The following is a 17442-nucleotide window of genomic DNA, read 5'->3' as shown; positions in this document are numbered from 1 at the left end:
CCGTTGCGGGAGCGGCCGTGTACACTGCCGGCCCGTTCCCGTTGCAAGGTGACTGTTCCGTGCTGGCCGATATTGGCGTCAACCTGACCGATTCCCGTTTCGCCGCCGACTTGGACGCTGTCTTAGCCCGCGCCCGTGATGCCGGTGTGCGCTGGCAGTTAGTCACTGGCACCGACGCCGACAGCAATGCCGCTGCGCTGGCTCTGGCACACGCTCACCCCCAGCTGTTTGCCACTGCCGGGCTGCACCCCCATCACGCCCGTGAGGCAACCCCGTCGTTCTGGTCTGAATTGGCAGCCATGCTGGCCGATCCACGCATCCGCGCAGTCGGTGAGGCCGGACTGGATTTCAATCGCGACTTTTCTCCCCGCCCGCAGCAGGAGCAGGCGTTCATCCGCCAGCTGGAGTTGGCGGCACAGAACGGCAAACCTGTGTTCTTGCATGAGCGGGATGCCCACGAACGCTTTCTGCCGATCCTGCGCGATTTCCGCGACCACCTCAGCGGCGCCGTAGTGCACTGCTTCACGGGCAGTCGCGAGGCACTATTTGCTTATCTCGATCTCGATTGCCACATCGGCATCACCGGTTGGATTTGCGATGAGCGGCGTGGCCAGGCGTTGCAGCAGATCGTGCATAACATTCCCGACGCGCGCTTGTTGGTAGAAACCGACGCACCCTACCTGCTGCCGCGCACTCTCACCGACAAGCCACCGCAACGCGGCCGCAACGAGCCGGCACTGTTGCCTTGGGTGGTGGCAGAAGTGGCGCGCCACCGCCACCAGAGCAGTGCCCAGGTGGCGGCCTGCAGCTACGCCAACAGCGTGGCGCTGTTCGGCATCGACGAGTCAGCGCTGAACCAAGCGCTCGCGCACATCCAGTAATCCGAACGGCCACGCCAGCTCATGCCCTTGGTAACGCAGTACCGGTATGCGCTCGCCGTAGTCGGCGATCAGTGCGTCATCTTCGGCAATGTCGATCCGCACCAGCGTCGCCTGCGGCCAAGCTTGCAGCACCAATTGCTCGGCCCGTTCGCACAGATGGCAGCCCAGAGTAGTGAGCAGCTCAATCTCCATGGCTGATCCGGAAGCAATAGTGAATGCGCTCGTTGCGCTGGAAATCCGGCGGGATGCTCCAACGACTGATGTCTTCAACCTGATACCAGCGGCTGATCTCCGCGTCCATTTCGAAGCGGCGGAAGTTGCAAGAGAAGTACAACGCGCCGCCCGGGGCCAAGTGCTTCATCAAGTTGCGAATCAGCTCGGCATGATCGCGCTGCACCACGAAATCGTCGCGGCTCTTGTTGTTGGAGAAGGTCGGCGGGTCACAGAAAATCAGATCGAACTCATGGTGATTTTCTGCCACCCACTGGCGCACATCGGCACGCACCAATTGATGCTGCACTGAGCCAAAACCGTTCAGCGCCAGGTTGCAGCCAGCCCAGTCCAGATACTTGCGTGAAGCATCCACGGTCACGGTGCTGCGCGCGCCGCCAGCGGCAGCATGTAGCGTGGCCGCGCCGGTATAACCAAACAAGTTGAGGAAGCGCGCCCCGGCAGCCTCTTCACCCAAGCGCAGCCGCATCGGGCGGTGGTCCAGGAACAGACCGCTGTCGAGGTAATCGCGCAGGTTCACCAGCAACCGTACATTGCCTTCTTGGACCACTTCGTAATCGTTGGCTTGATCGAGTTTCTGATACTGGCCACGGCCGCGCTGCTGAGCGCGGGTGCGCAGGAACACTTGCTCACGGTGAGCCCCCAGCGCTGCCCGCACCGCAGTGACCGCCCAAGTGCGGCGTTGCGCCGCTGCGGCTTCATCCACCGACTTCGGCGGCGCATATTCCTGCAACAGCACTTTGTCGCCGTAGATGTCGATGGAGAAGTTGAATTCCGGCAAATCGCGATCGTAAAGCCGGTAGGCCTGCACCCCAGACTGATCCAGCCATTTGCGCAGTTGGCGGCTGTTCTTGCGCAACCGATTCACCAGCGCCACCGCCTGTTCCGGCGGCTCGAACGCCAGCTCGCCGATCACCTGCAACGGTGCCGGCAGCGGCCGGCGCACCGGGCGCATGCGGCGCAAGTAAACCGTTAACGGGCCGTTGCGCACTTTCCAATGCGCGTCCGCCTCCATGCCGCTGCGGTCGAGCATCTCCGCCTTGCTGGCAATCACCAGCGCCGTCCAGTCAGGAACGCAGCGCAGCATCACCTGGCCCAGCGCCTGGCACAACCAACCGGCCCGCTCTTGCTCTTCCAACCGCTCGCCCCACGGCGGGTTGGTCACCACCAACCCTGTGCCAACGGCGTCACGGGCAATGAAGTCACGCCGCCGCAATGCACCCAGCTCGCGGCGCTCAAAGTGAATCAAAGCACCGAGCCCAGCTCGCGCCGCGTTGGCATGGGCGGCCGCCAAGGCGCTTGCGTCAGCGTCAAAGCCTTTCAGCGACAGACCCGCCGGTGCACTGCGGCGGGCATCCTGCGCCTGCTGACGCAGTGTTTGCCACTCTGCTTGCGGCACCGGCGCCCAATGCAGCAAGCCAAACTCGGTGCGCCCGAGCCCCGGTGCGATGTTCAGCGCTAACGCCGCGGCTTCCAGCAGCAAGGTGCCAGAGCCGCAGAACGGATCCACCAACCGCGCCGGCTCTTCAGCCTGCACCCGTGCCGGCCACTCCGCCGCCTCCAGCACCGCAGCCGCCAAGGTTTCCCGCAGCGGTGCGGCACCACCATCGAGTCGGTAACCACGGCGCTGCAACGGCTCACCGCTGAGGTCGACACGAATTTCACTGCGCTCTGCACCGAGCGCCAAATGCAGACACAGACTGCCTTGGCTGTGTTCACAGGAGCGAGCATTGGGCGGCAAGCAGCGCAGGAAGCGGTTGCGGGTGACGCGGGTATCACCGCGCAGGCCGCGCTCATGGTCCACCTTCAAGTGCACTTGGCCGCCGACGCCGAGCTGCTGCGGCCAGTCGATAGCGGCGGCAAGCAACTCCGGCGCCTCGTCGGGCGCGCCCTCGTGGATTGCCAGCGGGTACAGCACCCGCTCCGCCAGCCGTGACCACAGACATACCGTCAAGGCATCGCGCATCTGTTGATCAGATTCGGCGGCGTCCAGACGCACTGCGGCCAACCCCTCCGGCGTCGACGGCACACCCAAGCGCATCAGCTCCTGGGCCAGCAGTGAAGCCAGACCCGGCATGCAGGTGACGATGAAGCTCATGGCGGCAGTCCTTCTGGGAAAGTGGGCGCGCAGTGTAAACAAAGCCGGCGCGGCAATCTCGTTTTGCGCGGCAGGATTGGCGTTGCTGCCCCGCTGCGTTGCTATCTCTGACGCCCAACTCAAGCCGGATTGTTCCGGAAAGTAACCCCGCGATACCGGCAAGAGGCGCCCGGTCAGATCAGGACAGCAGAGCGACCATTGATAATAATCAACCACTTATGCTTTAAAACATGATTCGGAACGGGCGCCCCAGCGGCCCTTGCACGCCAGCACGAAAGCATGCAGAGTCGGTGACAGGGTTGTGAACTTTTGCCAAACCAGCCCTCTAAATTCTCAGCGGCTGGCGGCCACCAGCCCCCGCCGCTGAAGTATCCACTACACAGGAGCTTTCATCACGAATGATGCGCAAGTACCTATGACTTGCGCCCAAGCAGCCGATATCCATCCAGGAGAATCGTAGACATGAAGAGACAGAAACGAGATCGGGTCAGCCGTGCCTTCTCCCGAGGTTACCACGCCGGATTATCAGGAAAGTCCCAGGATCTGTGTCCATTCGATGCCCTTGACCACCGAGCAAGCTGGATCAACGGGTGGCGCGAAGGCCGCACCGATCATCTCCATGGCTACCGCGGTATTGCCAGCATTCAACATCTGAAAGTGTGATTCCGGAACAGGAGACCCGAATCGAATAGTCCGATCCCACAGAGGAGAGCCGACTGTTTTGAACAACCTGCCAAGTTCCATCTGAAGCGCTTCGGCGCCGTCCAGGGCCCCTCCAGGGCCCTTTTTAATGCGCGTTGTTCAGCGCCAGCCGTCCACCGCATCTTTGATCAGCGCCGGCCCCTGATAGATCAGGCCGGAGTAAAGCTGCACCAACGCCGCGCCGCGCTGCTGCTTGTCCGCCGCGTCGGTGCCGCTCTGGATACCGCCGACGCCAATCACCGGCAGCGCGCCATTGAGCGCCGATACCACCGTAGATAGCGCCTGGTCTGCCAACGGTTTCAGCGGCGCCCCACTAAGACCGCCCTGCTCTTTGCCGCGCGCCAGGTGGCCAACCTGCGGTCGTTCGATGGTGGTGTTGCTGACGATGACGCCGTCCATGCCATGGCGCACGAAAGCCTCTGCCATCGCGCCGAGGGTATCGGCATCGTTGTCAGGAGCTATCTTGATCACCAGCGGCACACGGCGGCCGCTGCGTTGGTCCAGTTCGGTCTGCCGTGCACGCAGGGTTTCCAGCAACCGCTCCAGTGCATCGCCGTGTTGCAAAGCTCGCAGCCCAGCGGTATTCGGCGAGGACACGTTCACCACGACATAGCTGGCTTCGGCATGGACCCGCTCCAGGCAATATAGATAGTCGTCCACCGCTTGCTCCACCGGCGTGCTAGCATTTTTGCCGATATTGATGCCGAGCACGCCGTCAAACCGGCGCCGGCGCACCGCCGCCAGTAGATAGTCGACGCCTTTGTTGTTGAAACCCATGCGGTTGATCAGTGCCTGCGCTTCCGGCAACCGGAACAGCCGCGGCTTCGGATTGCCGGCCTGCGCGCGCGGCGTCACGGTGCCGACCTCGATAAAGCCGAAGCCCAGTGCTGCCAAGCCATCAATGCAATCGCCGTTCTTGTCGAGACCGGCTGCCAAGCCGACCGGATTGGGGAACCGCAGCCCCATCACCTGCACCGGCTTGTCCGCCACCGCCGGGGCCAACAAGCGGCCGCCGCCTTGGCGCAACAGGGTCAAGGTAAGGTCATGCACGGTCTCTTCCGGCAACGCGAACAGCAACGGACGGGCGACGCGGTACAGCATGAATCAGGCTCCAAGGATCAAAGGTGGCACGCATTATAAACAAGAACGCCCCGGCATCACTGCCGGGGCGCCCAGTCCGAGCGAGGGGCGGTTAGCCCGGCTGGCGCTTGAGCAGGAAGCGCGCCAGCGCCGGCAGTAACCAGAGGGCGCCGATCATGTTAAGCAAGAACATGAAGGTCAACAGGATGCCCATGTCGGCCTGGAATTTGATCGAGGAGAAACTCCAGAACACCACCCCGACCGCCAGCGCGATACCGGTGAACGCCACCGCCTTGCCCGTGGTTTGCAGGGTGTTGCGGTAGGCTTCCTCGAGCGGCTGCCCTTCACGCAAGAAGCCGGCCAGGCGGCTATAGATGTAGATGCCGTAATCGACCCCGATGCCGACCCCCAGTGCCACCACCGGCAATGTCGCCACCTTCACGCCGATATTCAGCCACACCATTAACGCTTGGCACAGCACTGACGTCAGCCCCAGCGGAACAATCACACACACCACTGCCCGCCAGTCACGGAATCCGATCAGGCAGAACAGGATCACCACCCCGTACACCAGAAGCAGCATCGGGTACTGACTGGCCGCGATGGTCTCGTTGGTGGCGGCTTCCACGCCAGCGTTGCCGGATGCCAGCTTGAACTCGATGACTTGCGGATCATTGTGCTGGGCCGCGTAACCGGCCACCGCAGCGGTCACCGATTGCAGAGTGCCGGCACGGTGATCATCGAGGAACACGTACAGTGGCGTGACACTGCAGTCCATGTTGTACAGCGCATCCGGCATGAACATCATGGCGTTGTTCAGTGCCAGCTGGTCACGGGCGATGGTCGCCCACTTCAAGTTGCCCTCGTTGGTGTTGGCACTGATCAGTTTCGCGGTGGAGGCAATGGTGGTGACATCTTGCACTCCCGGTAGTTGCAACAAGTGGGCAGCCAGGTCATCAACTCGCTGCATGGCGCGGTAGCTGTTGCACTGCTCCGGCGGCGTCACGCCGATCACCACCAACACGTCAGCACTGACGCTGTAATGATTGACCAGCTGATTGACGTCGTGGTTGTACTGGTAACGCCGCTCCGGCACGTAACCACGGGGGCAATCTTGGCTATCGCAAGGATCTGCCCACAGTTCCGGCGCCCCTTTTTCCAAGTCACCGATCTGCGCATCGCGCGCCACATAGAGGCCACCGGCATACAGCAGCCCAGCCACCAAGATGGATGCCAGCGCCCACGGCGTGCGGGTAAAGCGGGCGAAGAAACTGGCCAGCCCATGGGCACTGTTGCGACGCTTCTGCGCCCGCTGCACCGCCCGCTGCCCGACACCGACGTACGACAGCACCAGCGGCACTATCACCAGGTTGGTGAGGATGATCACGCCCACCCCGACACTAGTAGCAATCGCCAACTCGCGGATCACACCGATGTCGATCACGTACAGCGTCAGCAGCCCGAGGCCATCACTGACCAGTGCGACGATACCCGGCACCGCTAGCGCCGCAAAGGTGCCACGGGCCGCAGCCAGTGGCGCCAGCCCATCGCTGCTGCGGTGGATCATCTGGTTGATCATCTGCACGCCGTGGCTGACGGCAATGGCGAATACCAAGAACGGCACCAGCATCGAATAGGGATCAATAGTGAACCCCAGCAGCCGCACCAAGCCGAGCTGCCAGAACACCGCCACAAACGAACACAGCACCACCACCAGTGAGGCACGCAGACTGCGGGTGTCGATCAGCAACAGGATCGCTGTCACCAACAGCGTGACGAAGAACAACCGCGCCACATCCGCAGCCGCTGACATCACATCGCCGGCCATTTTGGCCGCGCCGACAATATGCACCCGCACCGAGGGGTACTGCGCTTGATAGCGTTCACGGATCTCGTCCAGCGCCCGCGACAACGTGGGAATATCCACATCTGAGTCTGCCGCCAGCACGTCCATCAAGTGAGCGTGGATGATGGTGGAGCGGAAGTCGTCAGCCACCAGGCTGCCGACATAGCGCGAGCGCAGCACGTTGGTGCGCAGGTCTTCCAGACTCTGCGGAGAGCCGTCGTAATCCGGCGGCACGATCTCGCCGCCTTCAAAGCCATCTTCAGTGACTTCCGCCCAGCGCACGTTGGGTGTCCACAGCGAGCTGATGCGAGAGGGATCCACCCCTTGCAATGAAAAAATATCGTCCGTGATTTCAGACAATGCTTGCAGGTAGGTGTCGTTAAAAATGTCGTCCTGTTCTACTTCGGCCACGATCACACGAATGTCATTGCCGAGCGACACGTCCTCACGGTGAGCGAGGAAGTTCTGGATATAGGGATGGGCCAGCGGCACCATCTTGCGCACATCCGTGTTGACCTTGATGCCGATCGCCTGCCAACCCAGCAGCAGCGTCAGCAGCGTGAACACCACCAGCAGCGGCGCCCGCACTGCAAACAGCCGCTGCGCCAGCGTCTGTGAAAAGCCTTGGCTCATGGTTGCGACTCCTGTGCTGCAACAATGTGGATACCGCCCACTCCAGCGACCAAATAGCCGCCATCACGCCGCGCCAGCACGGCCGACAGATTCGGCCGCCCCGGCAGGTGACGTAGCGTGAAACTGCGGCCTTCATCACGGCTCTCCAGCAGCACTCCGGCGTTCCCCACCAGCGCCACCCGGCCGCGCTCCAGCAGCAGACCGCTGTTGATACCGCTGCGAATCGGCAGTGCTACACGCTGCCACGAGATGCCACTATCGACACTGCGCCATAGGTTGCCCTGCAGGCCGAACACCAGCAGTCCATGGTGGCGCGATGCCAAACCGCCGAAGAAGGTCCCGTCGTAGGGACTCTCCAGCGGCTCCCAGTGCCCAACGCCATCTCGGCGGTAAAGGCTGCCCTTCTCACCAACCAGATAATCAGGCCCGCCGGCTTGCAATACGTGTTGATACAGGTGCCAGCCTTCAGCGTCCGGCAAGGTTTCACTGCTTGGCTGCCAATGCAGGCCGCCATCGGCTGTCTCAAGACGCAGACCGTAAGCGCCTACCGCAGTAGCACTGCGCGCTGACAGGCACTGGACATCTAGCAGCGGCGCTCCAGCAGCCGCTTCGGCGGGACTGTTTTCATCCCAGTCCTCGTCATCCCAATCTTCATCATCGAGGTCGTCGTCAGACACTTCTTCAATGACATCGCCGACATCCTGATGCTGGAGTTGCCAACTGCGGCCGCCATCGCTGGTGGCCAAGATGGTGGCGTCATGGCCCACCGCCCAACCTTGGCGATCGTTGGCGAAACAAACGGCGGTCAGCAACACACCGGTGGGAGTCGTAGCACGCTGCCACTGCAGCCCGTCATCGTCGGAGAACAACACCGTGCCACGATCACCAACAGCCACCACCCGGTCACCCGCGCGCGCCAGATCAGTCAAAGTGGTGTGACGCAATACCGACGTGGGCACGGTGCCCTCCGCCAACACCGATCCGGCCAACCCCAGGCCCAAAGTGATGGTCAATATTCTTATTGTCATGGAAGGCTCTCAGCCGAATGCAAGGCACCCGCACCCCGGCCCTGACGGCACCGAGGTGGGGCACATGGATGAGGCCCGGGCACTGGGCCCGGGCCAGTGGGCACGGGATCAGCGTCCGCGACGACGCAGCCCGGCCGGAGTGAAGTACTGGTCGCCCGGTACCGGTTGGGAGAAGTCGAGGCTCGACGGCTCCTCGTTGGCCAACAGCTGAGCGTGGTAGCGCCGGGCCCGCAGATCGTGGAACACATCCAAGGCGGTCCACTGGGTCGGTACCTCATAGTAGTTCTTGATGAACGCCAAGCTCACCCGCCACAGCTCACCACGGCGGTCATACTGATCCACCGCAGCGATCTGCCAGGAGTCCGCATCGATGTAGAACGTACGGCGCTCATAGGCATGGCGCTGGCCCGGCTTCAGCGTGGCTTCCACCACCCAAACCCGTTGCAGTTCCCAACGGGTGATGTCCGGGTTGACGTGGCCGGTCATCAGCACGTCCTTGTACTTCAGTGAGGTATCACCGACCCGGTAGTTGTTGTACGGGATGTACATTTCCACCGGCTGCTCATGCACCAGCTTCCAGTTGTAGTAATCCGGCGAGCCGTTGTACATGTCGGTGTCATCGGCCGTACGCAAGCCATCCGCCGCCGCGATCGGCGTGTCGTAAGCCAAGTTTGGCGAGCGCTGCACACGGCGGGTACCGGCGTTATAGCCCCAGGCCTGGCGCGGCAGTTTCTGCTGGTCGAGGGTCTCATGCACCAACACCGCACCGCCCGCCAACCGCGCCGGCGCGGTGGTAAAGGACAGGTAGTAGAAGATGATGTTATCGAGCTTATCTTCTGACAGTTGCGGATCGTAGTAGCGGAAGTAAACCTCCTGCTGCGAGGTCACCAGTGAGTAGCTGCCATTACGCTGTACTGCCACTTCCGATGCACGGCGCACCACATAGGTACCGCGCCAGCGCAGGATGTGGTTCCAGATTGCTTGGCGTGCCTTCTCTTCGTTGCTGCCGCTCAAGATCGGGAACGGCGTACCGCCGAAAGCACCGGTGACGCCGGTATCGCCCAAGCGAGCACTGGTGGCATTGCGACGGGTGTTGTCATACACCCACTGCGGCGCAGCGGTGGTGCGACGGCTCTGGTAAACGTTCAGGTGGAAACTGTCTGGGTAGGTATTGATCAGCGCCTGCACACCCGCCGGCACCTTGTCTTGATAACGGGCTAAGTTGGCGGCATTGATGGTCAGCAGCGTTTTGTCAGCAGCAAACGGATCAGGATGGTGCTGGCCAGGTTGGGTGTAGGCGGCCGGGATCGCGCTCTTGTCGAATCCCGTCCACGCTGGAATGCCATCCGGTGAGGATGGGTCCTTGCCGTTGCCAGCCATCGGTGCGCCGAGCGGTGTCAGTGACGCTCCCAGCTTGGCCGCATCCTGCGCCGAAACTGCAGCTTGAGCCGCACCGGCCACCGCCAGGGACAACGCCAGCATACTGCCCAGAGTCGTTATTTTTTTCAGCATGTCGCTCTCCGAAAACTGAGCGGCGCGGCCTTGCCGCGCCGCCGGGATGTTTAGAACGCGTATTTCACCGATACCGACGCATTGTCACGGTCGCGTAGCTTGTTGCTGTAGCCGGCGCCCCAGAAGCTGGTGCCCTGCACGCCCACCTCAAGGTTGTTGCGATAGACGAAGTTAACGCCCAGCGTCGCCGCCTTGCGGTCTTCCATGAAGTTGCCACCCATCACCGAGTTGCCTTCCACATCGTGAGCAAAGGTCAGCGTCGGATGCATCGACACGCCAGCAAAGACGTTGTTGTAATCCGCCCGCAGTGCGGCGCGGTAACCCCAGGAGAAGCGGTCAAGGTAGGTGCTGTAGACGTTGTTGGGGCTCTGGATACGGGCCTCAGTTTCGTTGATTGCCGCGGTGGAGCTGTAATACAGCTTGGTGCCGTCGGCCGCATGGCGCGGTAGACCGCCGGCATGCTCGGCACCCAACTCCATGATGAACATGGTGCCGTCGGTACCCAGTCGCGGCCCGAGGTTGAAGATGCTGACCAGCGACACGTTGGTCATCTTCGCTTCTTCATAGAAGTAATACATCTGTCCGGCATGGACCGCGTCGCCGGCGCTCAAGCAACTGCCGCCGATGCGATCACGCACGCAGTGGGAGGTCAGGTTCTTCACCGTCGGCGCCTGTCCCGCCAGCCCAGCTTGGGCGGCAATGCTGGCCAGGTTCTGGATCAGGTTGTCACCCACTTCGTTGATGATCGGCTGCTTCGGCCGGTAGGCCACTTCGCCGGACAACGCCACGGTGCCGATATTGGCGCTGAAGCTCATGCCAAACATGTCGATGTCTTCGCCGTACACCATGTTGTACTGAGTGTCGTCGATCATCTGTGCGGTCGCCGCCGCGCCACCACCGATCATCAGCTGATCTAGCCGGGCGCCCACATACGGCAGCTTGGCGTGGGTGCGGGTGTAGTAGAAACCGAACTCGGTGCCGTTGAGCCGATCGGAGAAGTAGCGCGCCGCCAGACCGAACTGCCCTTGATCCTTGGCATCACGATCGCGACCGCGGTCCACCGTCACCTGAGTGTTTTCGAAACCGTAATCGTTGCCGTAACGCAGCGCCGTGTACTGGGCAAACGCATCGGCCAACTGCGGAGCACCGGCGCTCAGCGCGATCAAACGGCCATCAACAATAACGTGTTCGGCGCCCTTGCCGGGAAACGCGTCATGAGTGGAATAATAGGTGCCGACCGGCGCATCTTCAGTGTTTTTCCACTCCCATTGATAGAACGCTTCAGCAGTCAGGTTGCTGGTCAGCCCATAGGAAAAGTACAGCGATCCGAGCGGCAGCAGCGCTTCTTTGATCTCGGCGCCGGGCTGACGCAACGCCGCCAAGTCGATGTAGTTGGCCGAGTTGATACCGTTCTGCAGGAACAGCGCCTCACCCCAGTTGATCACCTGACGGCCGGCACGCACCATCAGCGGCCGGTCGGCAAGATCGAACTCGCCCCATACGTAGGCATCCAACATGCGTGATCGCTGGCCCGAGTTGCGGCGCGCGGAATCGCTGAAGCGGCTACCCAGGCCGTTGTTGGCGTAGTCGGAATAGGTAGCGTAACGGTTGGTGCCCCCCAGACTTGGGTTGGGCCCGCTGCGCATCAAGCGACCGCCGTCATGGCCGGAGTCCATGATGACGTGGTCGTAGAAGCTGGTGCCGCGCAGGAACACCCCGTATTGCCCGTTGAAGTCCACTGCCAGCTCGGAGGTGATCTTGCCCACCAACGACGCCAGCCCCGGATCGAAGTTGTTGTTGGCATCGTTGCGGTTGATCTGGGTGCCATAACCGTTCATCTGCATGTAAACGATGTCGTCGGTGGCCGCCAGCATCCGGTCACGGCTTTCTGTACGCCACAGCGCACCCAGACTCAGTGAAGTATCTAAACGACCAGACAGTGCCGGTTCATCAAATTGCAGTTCAAACGCATGAACGGGAAAAGACAGCGCAGCAGTGGCCAGCGCCACTGCCCAGGGCAGGCGTTTTTTCAACAGACTCTGAATGTGCATTGGAGCACTCCGTGATGACGTTGTTATCAACGCGTCCGCGTTTTTATTATCTGAGCAGCGAAAAGGGTTTCGCCGTCGAGTCTTTTTACCAGAAATGGATGGGGGTGTGTCCAGTCCCATAGGCAATGCCACAAAAGCGCCAGACAAAGGGCATCTCAGCGTGGGTGACTGGTGTGTTCTGTTAACTCGGCCACCCCAGGTGATGTGAAATAAAGTTACATCAACGGTAACACCAGCAAATAAAAGACACAGTTAGAACAGCATCTTATAGAACAGTTGTTTAGCCAATCAGCCAAGAGACAGCGAAGACTGGCACGGTTTTAAATGTCAAATGCATTAATCGCTGTCCGCTTTTGTACCTACCTCGTCCGCGCTTAATTAGTTTCCGGATGCCACCACATAGGTGAGCGCAAACACGCACAAAAAAAGCGGCGCATGCGCCGCTTTTTCCATCTTGCCCCGCTCACGCAAGAATCCGCGTCAGCACCTCATCGAGGTTGCCAGACAGCGGCTGTCGCACCAGCTGCTGCAACGCTTCGCGCAGCGCATGTTGCTGAACCGCCGGCAGGCGACCAAGGCGGCCGCAAGCACCCGCCAAGCGAGCGGCCATTTGCGGATTGAGCTGGTCGAGACGCTGCAATGCAGAAGCAAACAGGCGATAACCACTGCCGTCAGCACGGTGGAAGGCTACCGCATTAGCATTGCTGAATTGCCCCAGTACCGAGCGCACCCGATTGGGTGTCGCCCAGTCGAACCTTGCATCCTCCAACAGCGCCTCAATACCGGCGGCGGTTTGCCAAGGCGCGCTGGCCTGCACACCAAACCACTGATCCATCACCAGCGGCTCGTGCTGCCATTGCCGCGCAAAATCTGCCAACGCTGCGTCAGCGCCCTGCAAGCGCTCATGAACTAACAGCCGCAACGCACCGAGCTGGTCAGTCATGTTGTCCGCTTCAGCGAAGCGGCGCACCATAACGTCACCGATCTCCGGCTGGGCGGTGGCCGCCAAGTAGGAGGCCGCTTGCTGGTACAACGCCCGAGCGCCGATGTCAGCGGCCACTGGCTGGTATTCACCCACCGGTGCCCAGCGCTCCAACACCTGCCACCAATCCGTAGCCAGTGCATGACCGAGCGCTGCTGCCAGCGCGTCATGAGCTTGCTGTACTGCGGCGATATCAAACTCGGGTAAGGAATCCGCCAGTTGGGTAGCGGAAGGCAGCGCCAGCAGCAAGGCGGCCGCGGCCGCATCCTCCCCAGCACCAGCCAACACCGCTTTCATTGCCGGCGCCAATTGAGCCGCTTCTTCTGCGGCACGCCCGGTCGCGTCGACCAAGCGTAGGATGGCGGCGCGGTACAGGCGCTGAGCGGCATCCCAGCGGCAAAAACCGTCATCGTCGTGAGTCAGCAGGTGACGCAGTGCCGCCTCGCTATCTTCACCAGCCAGCATCACCGGCGCGGAGAAACCGCGTAGCAATGATGGCACCACCCGCTCTACTCCGGGCGGCAACGCAAACTCCCATTGCTGTTGCGGCTCCGTGAGCTCCAGCAGTAATTCGGTGTCGCCTTGAGCGTTGAGCGGCAGGTGATGGCCGGCACCATCCAGCAGCGCCAGCCGTAGCGGAATCAGCAGTGGCTGCTTATCGGGCTGGCCCGGTGTCGGCGGTGTCTGTTGATGCACCGACAGTCGATAACGCCCGCCCTCCAACTCACCGGAAACAGTCACCTGCGGAGTGCCAGCCTGGCTGTACCAGCGCTTGAACTGGGCCAGATCACGCCCAGACACCTCTGCCATGCAGGCCACAAAATCATCGGTGGTCACCGCTTGGCCATCAAAACGCTCGAAGTACAGATCGCTGCCACGGCGGAAGTCATCCGCCCCCAGCAGGGTGTGCAGCATGCGAACAATCTCGGCGCCTTTTTCGTAAATCGTCAGCGTGTAGAAGTTGTCGATCTTCTGGTATGACTGCGGCCGTACCGGATGCGCCATCGGCCCTTGGTCTTCCGGAAATTGATGGGCACGCAGCATGTCCACGTCTTCAATACGCTTCACCGCCGCGGAGTTCATGTCGGCTGAGAAGCATTGGTCGCGGAATACTGTAAAGCCTTCTTTGAGGCTCAACTGGAACCAGTCCCGACAGGTGACGCGGTTGCCACTCCAGTTGTGGAAGTACTCGTGGGCGATCACCGACTCCACCCGCTGAAAACCGGCGTCGGTGGTGGTTTTCGGGTGCGCCAGCACGCAGGAGGTGTTGAAAATATTCAACCCCTTGTTTTCCATGGCGCCCATGTTGAAGTGGCTCACCGCGACAATCATATAAATATCGAGGTCATATTCTCGGCCGTAGGCTTGCTCATCCCACAACATGGATGCCTTCAGAGACGCCATAGCGTGATCGAGCTTGTCCAGGTCCTGCGGCTCGGCGTACAACCGCAGTGCCACCTCGCGGCCGGAACCGGTGACATAGCGGTCTTCCTGACAGGACAGGTCACCCGCTACCAGCGCGAATAAGTAGCTCGGCTTCGGGAACGGATCTTCCCAAGTCACCCAATGGCGGCCGCCTTCCTCGCCTTGGGCAATCGGATTGCCGTTGGAAAGCAGCACCGGATAACGCACGGCATCGGCACGCACGGTGGTAACAAACCGGCTCAGCACATCAGGCCGATCCGGATAGAAGGTGATGCGGCGGAAGCCTTCCGCTTCACATTGAGTGCAAAACATGCCATTAGAGCGGTACAGGCCTTCCAGCTCAGTGTTCAACTGCGGCGCCAAACGCACCACGGTAGCTAAGACGAAACGGTCCGGAACGCCCTCCAGCGTGAGCACTTCACCATCGTAATGGTAGTGGGTGCTTGGCCAATCGGCGCCGTCCAACTGCAACTGCTCCAGTGTTAAGCCAACGCCATCTAACCGGCACGGCGCGTCGGCCGCGCCGCTGCGCTGCATCGCCAAGGTGGCACGCACTATGGCGTGGTCTTCATACAAATCCACATCCAGTGCCACACGCTCGACACGGAAATCCGGTGCGCGGTAATCCTGCAAATGGATGGCGCGGGCCTGACCATCACGCATGGTCGTCATCTCCTTTGGCAGGGCGCAGCGTCAAAATCTGTTCCAGCGAATGGATGTGGTCGGACTCGCAGTCCGGGCGCGGCACGTGGCCGGTTCGCTCTCGCTCCGGCACTTGGTTGCGGGCCTCCCAGGCCAGCACCGCCTGCAGGCTGAGCGCCCGTTGCTCGACGCTGAGCACCCGGCCATCCGGCCATTTGCCCAGCTCCACCGCGCGGCGCATGTTCTCCCACACCTCGCGGCTCATGCTGTCGACCAGCGCTTCAAAACTGGAAAAAGAAGGTGAGTCCATTGCTGTCACTCCCCGGCAGCACCATGTGCTGCCGTCATTGTTCACCCAGACGGTTGCTCCACCCCAGTTTGGAGCGGCATGCCTCATAGAAGTTGTGCCCCGGCGGGTGAAGCAATTTCAGCCGCTGCGGAAGCTTAGTGATGCGGATTTCGTCGTTTAGCTGGACCCGGAAACCATCCTGCCCATCGCAGCTGACCAGTGGGTTGAGCCGGTGGGTAGTCACGCGCAGACGGATGTCGCTGTTGGCATCTACCACCAACGGGCGGCTGGTCAAGGTATGAGGATTTAGCGGCACCAATACCACCGCATCGAGGCGCGGATGCATGATCGGGCCACCCCCGGCAAGCGCGTAGGCGGTGGAACCGGTGGGGGTGGAAATGATCAACCCATCGGAGCGCTGCTTGTAGACAAACAGGTTGTCGATGAACAGCTCGAATTCCACCATGTGCACGCTGTCGCCGGACAGCAGCACCACATCATTGAGTGCGCTCCCCTGTGTCAGCAAGGTGCCTTCGCGGCGCACCTGCATGTCCAGCAGGAAGCGGTATTCCACCTCATAATTGCCGTCCAGCACTTGGTTGACGCGGGTTTCTATTTCCGAAGGCAGGATGTCGGTGAGGAAGCCAAGTCGGCCGCGGTTGACACCAAGCAACGGCACGTCGGAGCCGGCAAACGCCCGCCCTGCCCCGAGCAGTGAACCATCACCGCCGACCACGATCACCAGATCGCAACAAGAACGAATCTGTTTGGTGCTGCCGCCTTGCAACTCCGGCGCTTCCAGCGCCGCGAGCAGGGACTTTTCCACCACCACATGGCAGCCGCGCGCTTGCAGCAGATGGATCAACTGACGAATGGAATACAGCGCCTGCTCGCTGCGCGAGCGCGCCACCAAGCCAATATTGCGGAATGCATCCCGTGCCACGATCACCCCTGTAGGTCGATGTTCCCGGCGGAAGCCATGCCTCCGCAGTCAGGGCGGCATCATACCAGTGTCGGGCCAAGGCTGTATTGCAGTGCTCCCAACGATCACTGCCGAGCCATCAAGCCGCCTCGCAACAAGCGGGCATTCAACCCCGCCTGACGCAACAGGAACACCGCTGTGGTGCTGCGACGGCCGGTATCGCAGTACACCAAATAGGGTCGATCGCTCTCAAGTAATGGCGTTTTTTGTCGCAGCTGGGAGAGCGGCACATGCAGTGCACCCGGCAGCGCACCAGTGCCGAATTCGTCGAACGTACGCACATCCAGCCACCGGGCCCCTTGAATTACGGCTTGCTCGGCCTCCGGCGTGGCCAGTTCCACCACCAGCGACTGCTTCAGCAGCCGCTCGAAGTCCTGTTGCGACCAGATCAGCAATACCCCATCAGTGGCCATAGTGACTGAGGCATTACGTGGCAATTGGTTCAACAACCCCTCTTCGCCAAAGCTATCGCCGGCGCCCAGCTCCACCACCAGCGCCCCGCCCGCCTGCACGGTGCAACGGCCGGACTGGATCAGGTAAAAACTGTCAGCCAGATCACCTTCGGTCACCACCGGCGCGCCGGCAGGCATCGCTATACTGCGGGCATGGCGCAGCAGTTCAGCGCGCTGTTTACCGCTCAGACACTGCAGCAAACCACCCCTGCCGACAGCCGGCTGGTCGGTTATAGCCAGAGTTGTTTGGGCCTCCGACCACGACAGCACCGCATCCAGCTGCTCGCTGTCAAAACTGAGCACCGTTACGGCTGATAACGCTTTTAACTGGCGGCAATCGGCACCCACCAACGGGTGCCAGGATCGGGCATCTCCTGCCCCGAAGCGGTGACAGCCTCCGTCACCCTGATCACGCAGCACCTCGCCTTGCAGCAGGTACAGTGTACGACCGGATAACGTCAGCAGATCGGTGCCAGCGGCATGGACGTCCACCTGCTGGATCGCCAGCAGCCGCTCCAACGCCTCGCCTTCCAACGCATTCAGCGGCACAAAAGCCTGCAACAAGGACCTGTCCACAACACTTCCTCTCTGAAAACCGGCGCGCCCGT

At 61.4% G+C, this 17442-nt stretch carries 13 protein-coding genes; 2 read left to right on the top strand and 11 right to left on the bottom strand.

The genetic code is table 11. From position 1 onward, the window contains the following. The first annotated feature begins 17 nt into the window (after window positions 1-17). A complete protein-coding gene (locus AB5I84_RS06330) occupies window positions 18-881 on the top strand; it encodes a TatD family hydrolase (protein WP_369455011.1) in 864 nt (287 codons plus the stop codon). Here AB5I84_RS06330 and AB5I84_RS06325 read toward each other — a convergent pair. Both AB5I84_RS06325 and rlmKL read right to left on the bottom strand, forming a co-directional pair. After that, window positions 846-1073, bottom strand: coding sequence for a glutaredoxin family protein (locus tag AB5I84_RS06325; protein WP_369455010.1), 228 nt, complete (start codon window positions 1071-1073; stop codon window positions 846-848). The genes AB5I84_RS06330 and AB5I84_RS06325 overlap by 36 nt on opposite strands. After that, window positions 1063-3210, bottom strand: a complete 2148-nt coding sequence (gene rlmKL / locus AB5I84_RS06320) for a bifunctional 23S rRNA (guanine(2069)-N(7))-methyltransferase RlmK/23S rRNA (guanine(2445)-N(2))-methyltransferase RlmL (RefSeq protein WP_369455009.1) — start codon at window positions 3208-3210, stop codon at window positions 1063-1065. Before rlmKL ends, AB5I84_RS06325 begins: the two co-directional genes overlap by 11 nt. A gap of 462 nt (window positions 3211-3672) precedes the next feature. On the opposite strand from rlmKL, the gene rmf reads away from it, so the two are divergent. Next, window positions 3673-3873 (top strand): ribosome modulation factor, encoded by a 201-nt coding sequence (gene rmf / locus AB5I84_RS06315; protein ID WP_369455008.1) that lies wholly within the window; start codon window positions 3673-3675, stop codon window positions 3871-3873. A gap of 138 nt (window positions 3874-4011) precedes the next feature. Here rmf and AB5I84_RS06310 read toward each other — a convergent pair whose 3' ends face one another. The 9 genes from AB5I84_RS06310 to AB5I84_RS06270 form a co-directional block, all read right to left on the bottom strand. After that, complete coding sequence (locus AB5I84_RS06310) at window positions 4012-5013, bottom strand: quinone-dependent dihydroorotate dehydrogenase (protein WP_369455007.1); 1002 nt, start codon at window positions 5011-5013, stop codon at window positions 4012-4014. A gap of 91 nt (window positions 5014-5104) precedes the next feature. Further along, window positions 5105-7471, bottom strand: a complete 2367-nt coding sequence (locus AB5I84_RS06305) for an efflux RND transporter permease subunit (protein WP_369455006.1) — start codon at window positions 7469-7471, stop codon at window positions 5105-5107. Beyond that, window positions 7468-8499: a WD40/YVTN/BNR-like repeat-containing protein gene (locus tag AB5I84_RS06300; protein ID WP_369455005.1), complete on the bottom strand. Its 1032-nt coding sequence runs from the start codon at window positions 8497-8499 to the stop codon at window positions 7468-7470. Before AB5I84_RS06300 ends, AB5I84_RS06305 begins: the two co-directional genes overlap by 4 nt. 108 nt (window positions 8500-8607) lie before the next feature. After that, window positions 8608-10011, bottom strand: coding sequence for a DUF1329 domain-containing protein (locus AB5I84_RS06295; RefSeq protein WP_369455004.1), 1404 nt, complete (start codon window positions 10009-10011; stop codon window positions 8608-8610). Between the two features lie 50 nt (window positions 10012-10061). Further along, window positions 10062-12062 (bottom strand): DUF1302 domain-containing protein, encoded by a 2001-nt coding sequence (locus tag AB5I84_RS06290; protein WP_369455003.1) that lies wholly within the window; start codon window positions 12060-12062, stop codon window positions 10062-10064. 463 nt (window positions 12063-12525) lie between these two features. Next, window positions 12526-15132: an aminopeptidase N gene (gene pepN, locus AB5I84_RS06285; RefSeq protein ID WP_369455002.1), complete on the bottom strand. Its 2607-nt coding sequence runs from the start codon at window positions 15130-15132 to the stop codon at window positions 12526-12528. Then, a complete protein-coding gene (locus tag AB5I84_RS06280; protein ID WP_369455001.1) occupies window positions 15125-15421 on the bottom strand; it encodes a YeaC family protein in 297 nt (98 codons plus the stop codon). Before AB5I84_RS06280 ends, pepN begins: the two co-directional genes overlap by 8 nt. 34 nt (window positions 15422-15455) lie before the next feature. Then, a complete protein-coding gene (locus AB5I84_RS06275) occupies window positions 15456-16343 on the bottom strand; it encodes an NAD(+) kinase (protein WP_369455000.1) in 888 nt (295 codons plus the stop codon). Window positions 16344-16447: 104 nt separating this feature from the next. After that, entirely contained in the window at window positions 16448-17398 is a 951-nt protein-coding gene (locus AB5I84_RS06270) for a cyclic nucleotide-binding domain-containing protein (protein ID WP_369454999.1), read from the bottom strand. Between the last annotated feature and the right edge of the window lie 44 nt (window positions 17399-17442).

Origin of the sequence: Alcanivorax sp. REN37, from assembly GCF_041102775.1 — a bacterium.
Classification (GTDB): Bacteria; Pseudomonadota; Gammaproteobacteria; order Pseudomonadales; family Alcanivoracaceae; genus Isoalcanivorax; species Isoalcanivorax beigongshangi.
Note: the sequence above shows the minus strand (reverse complement) of the source record. Positions and strands in the feature narration are given on the sequence as shown.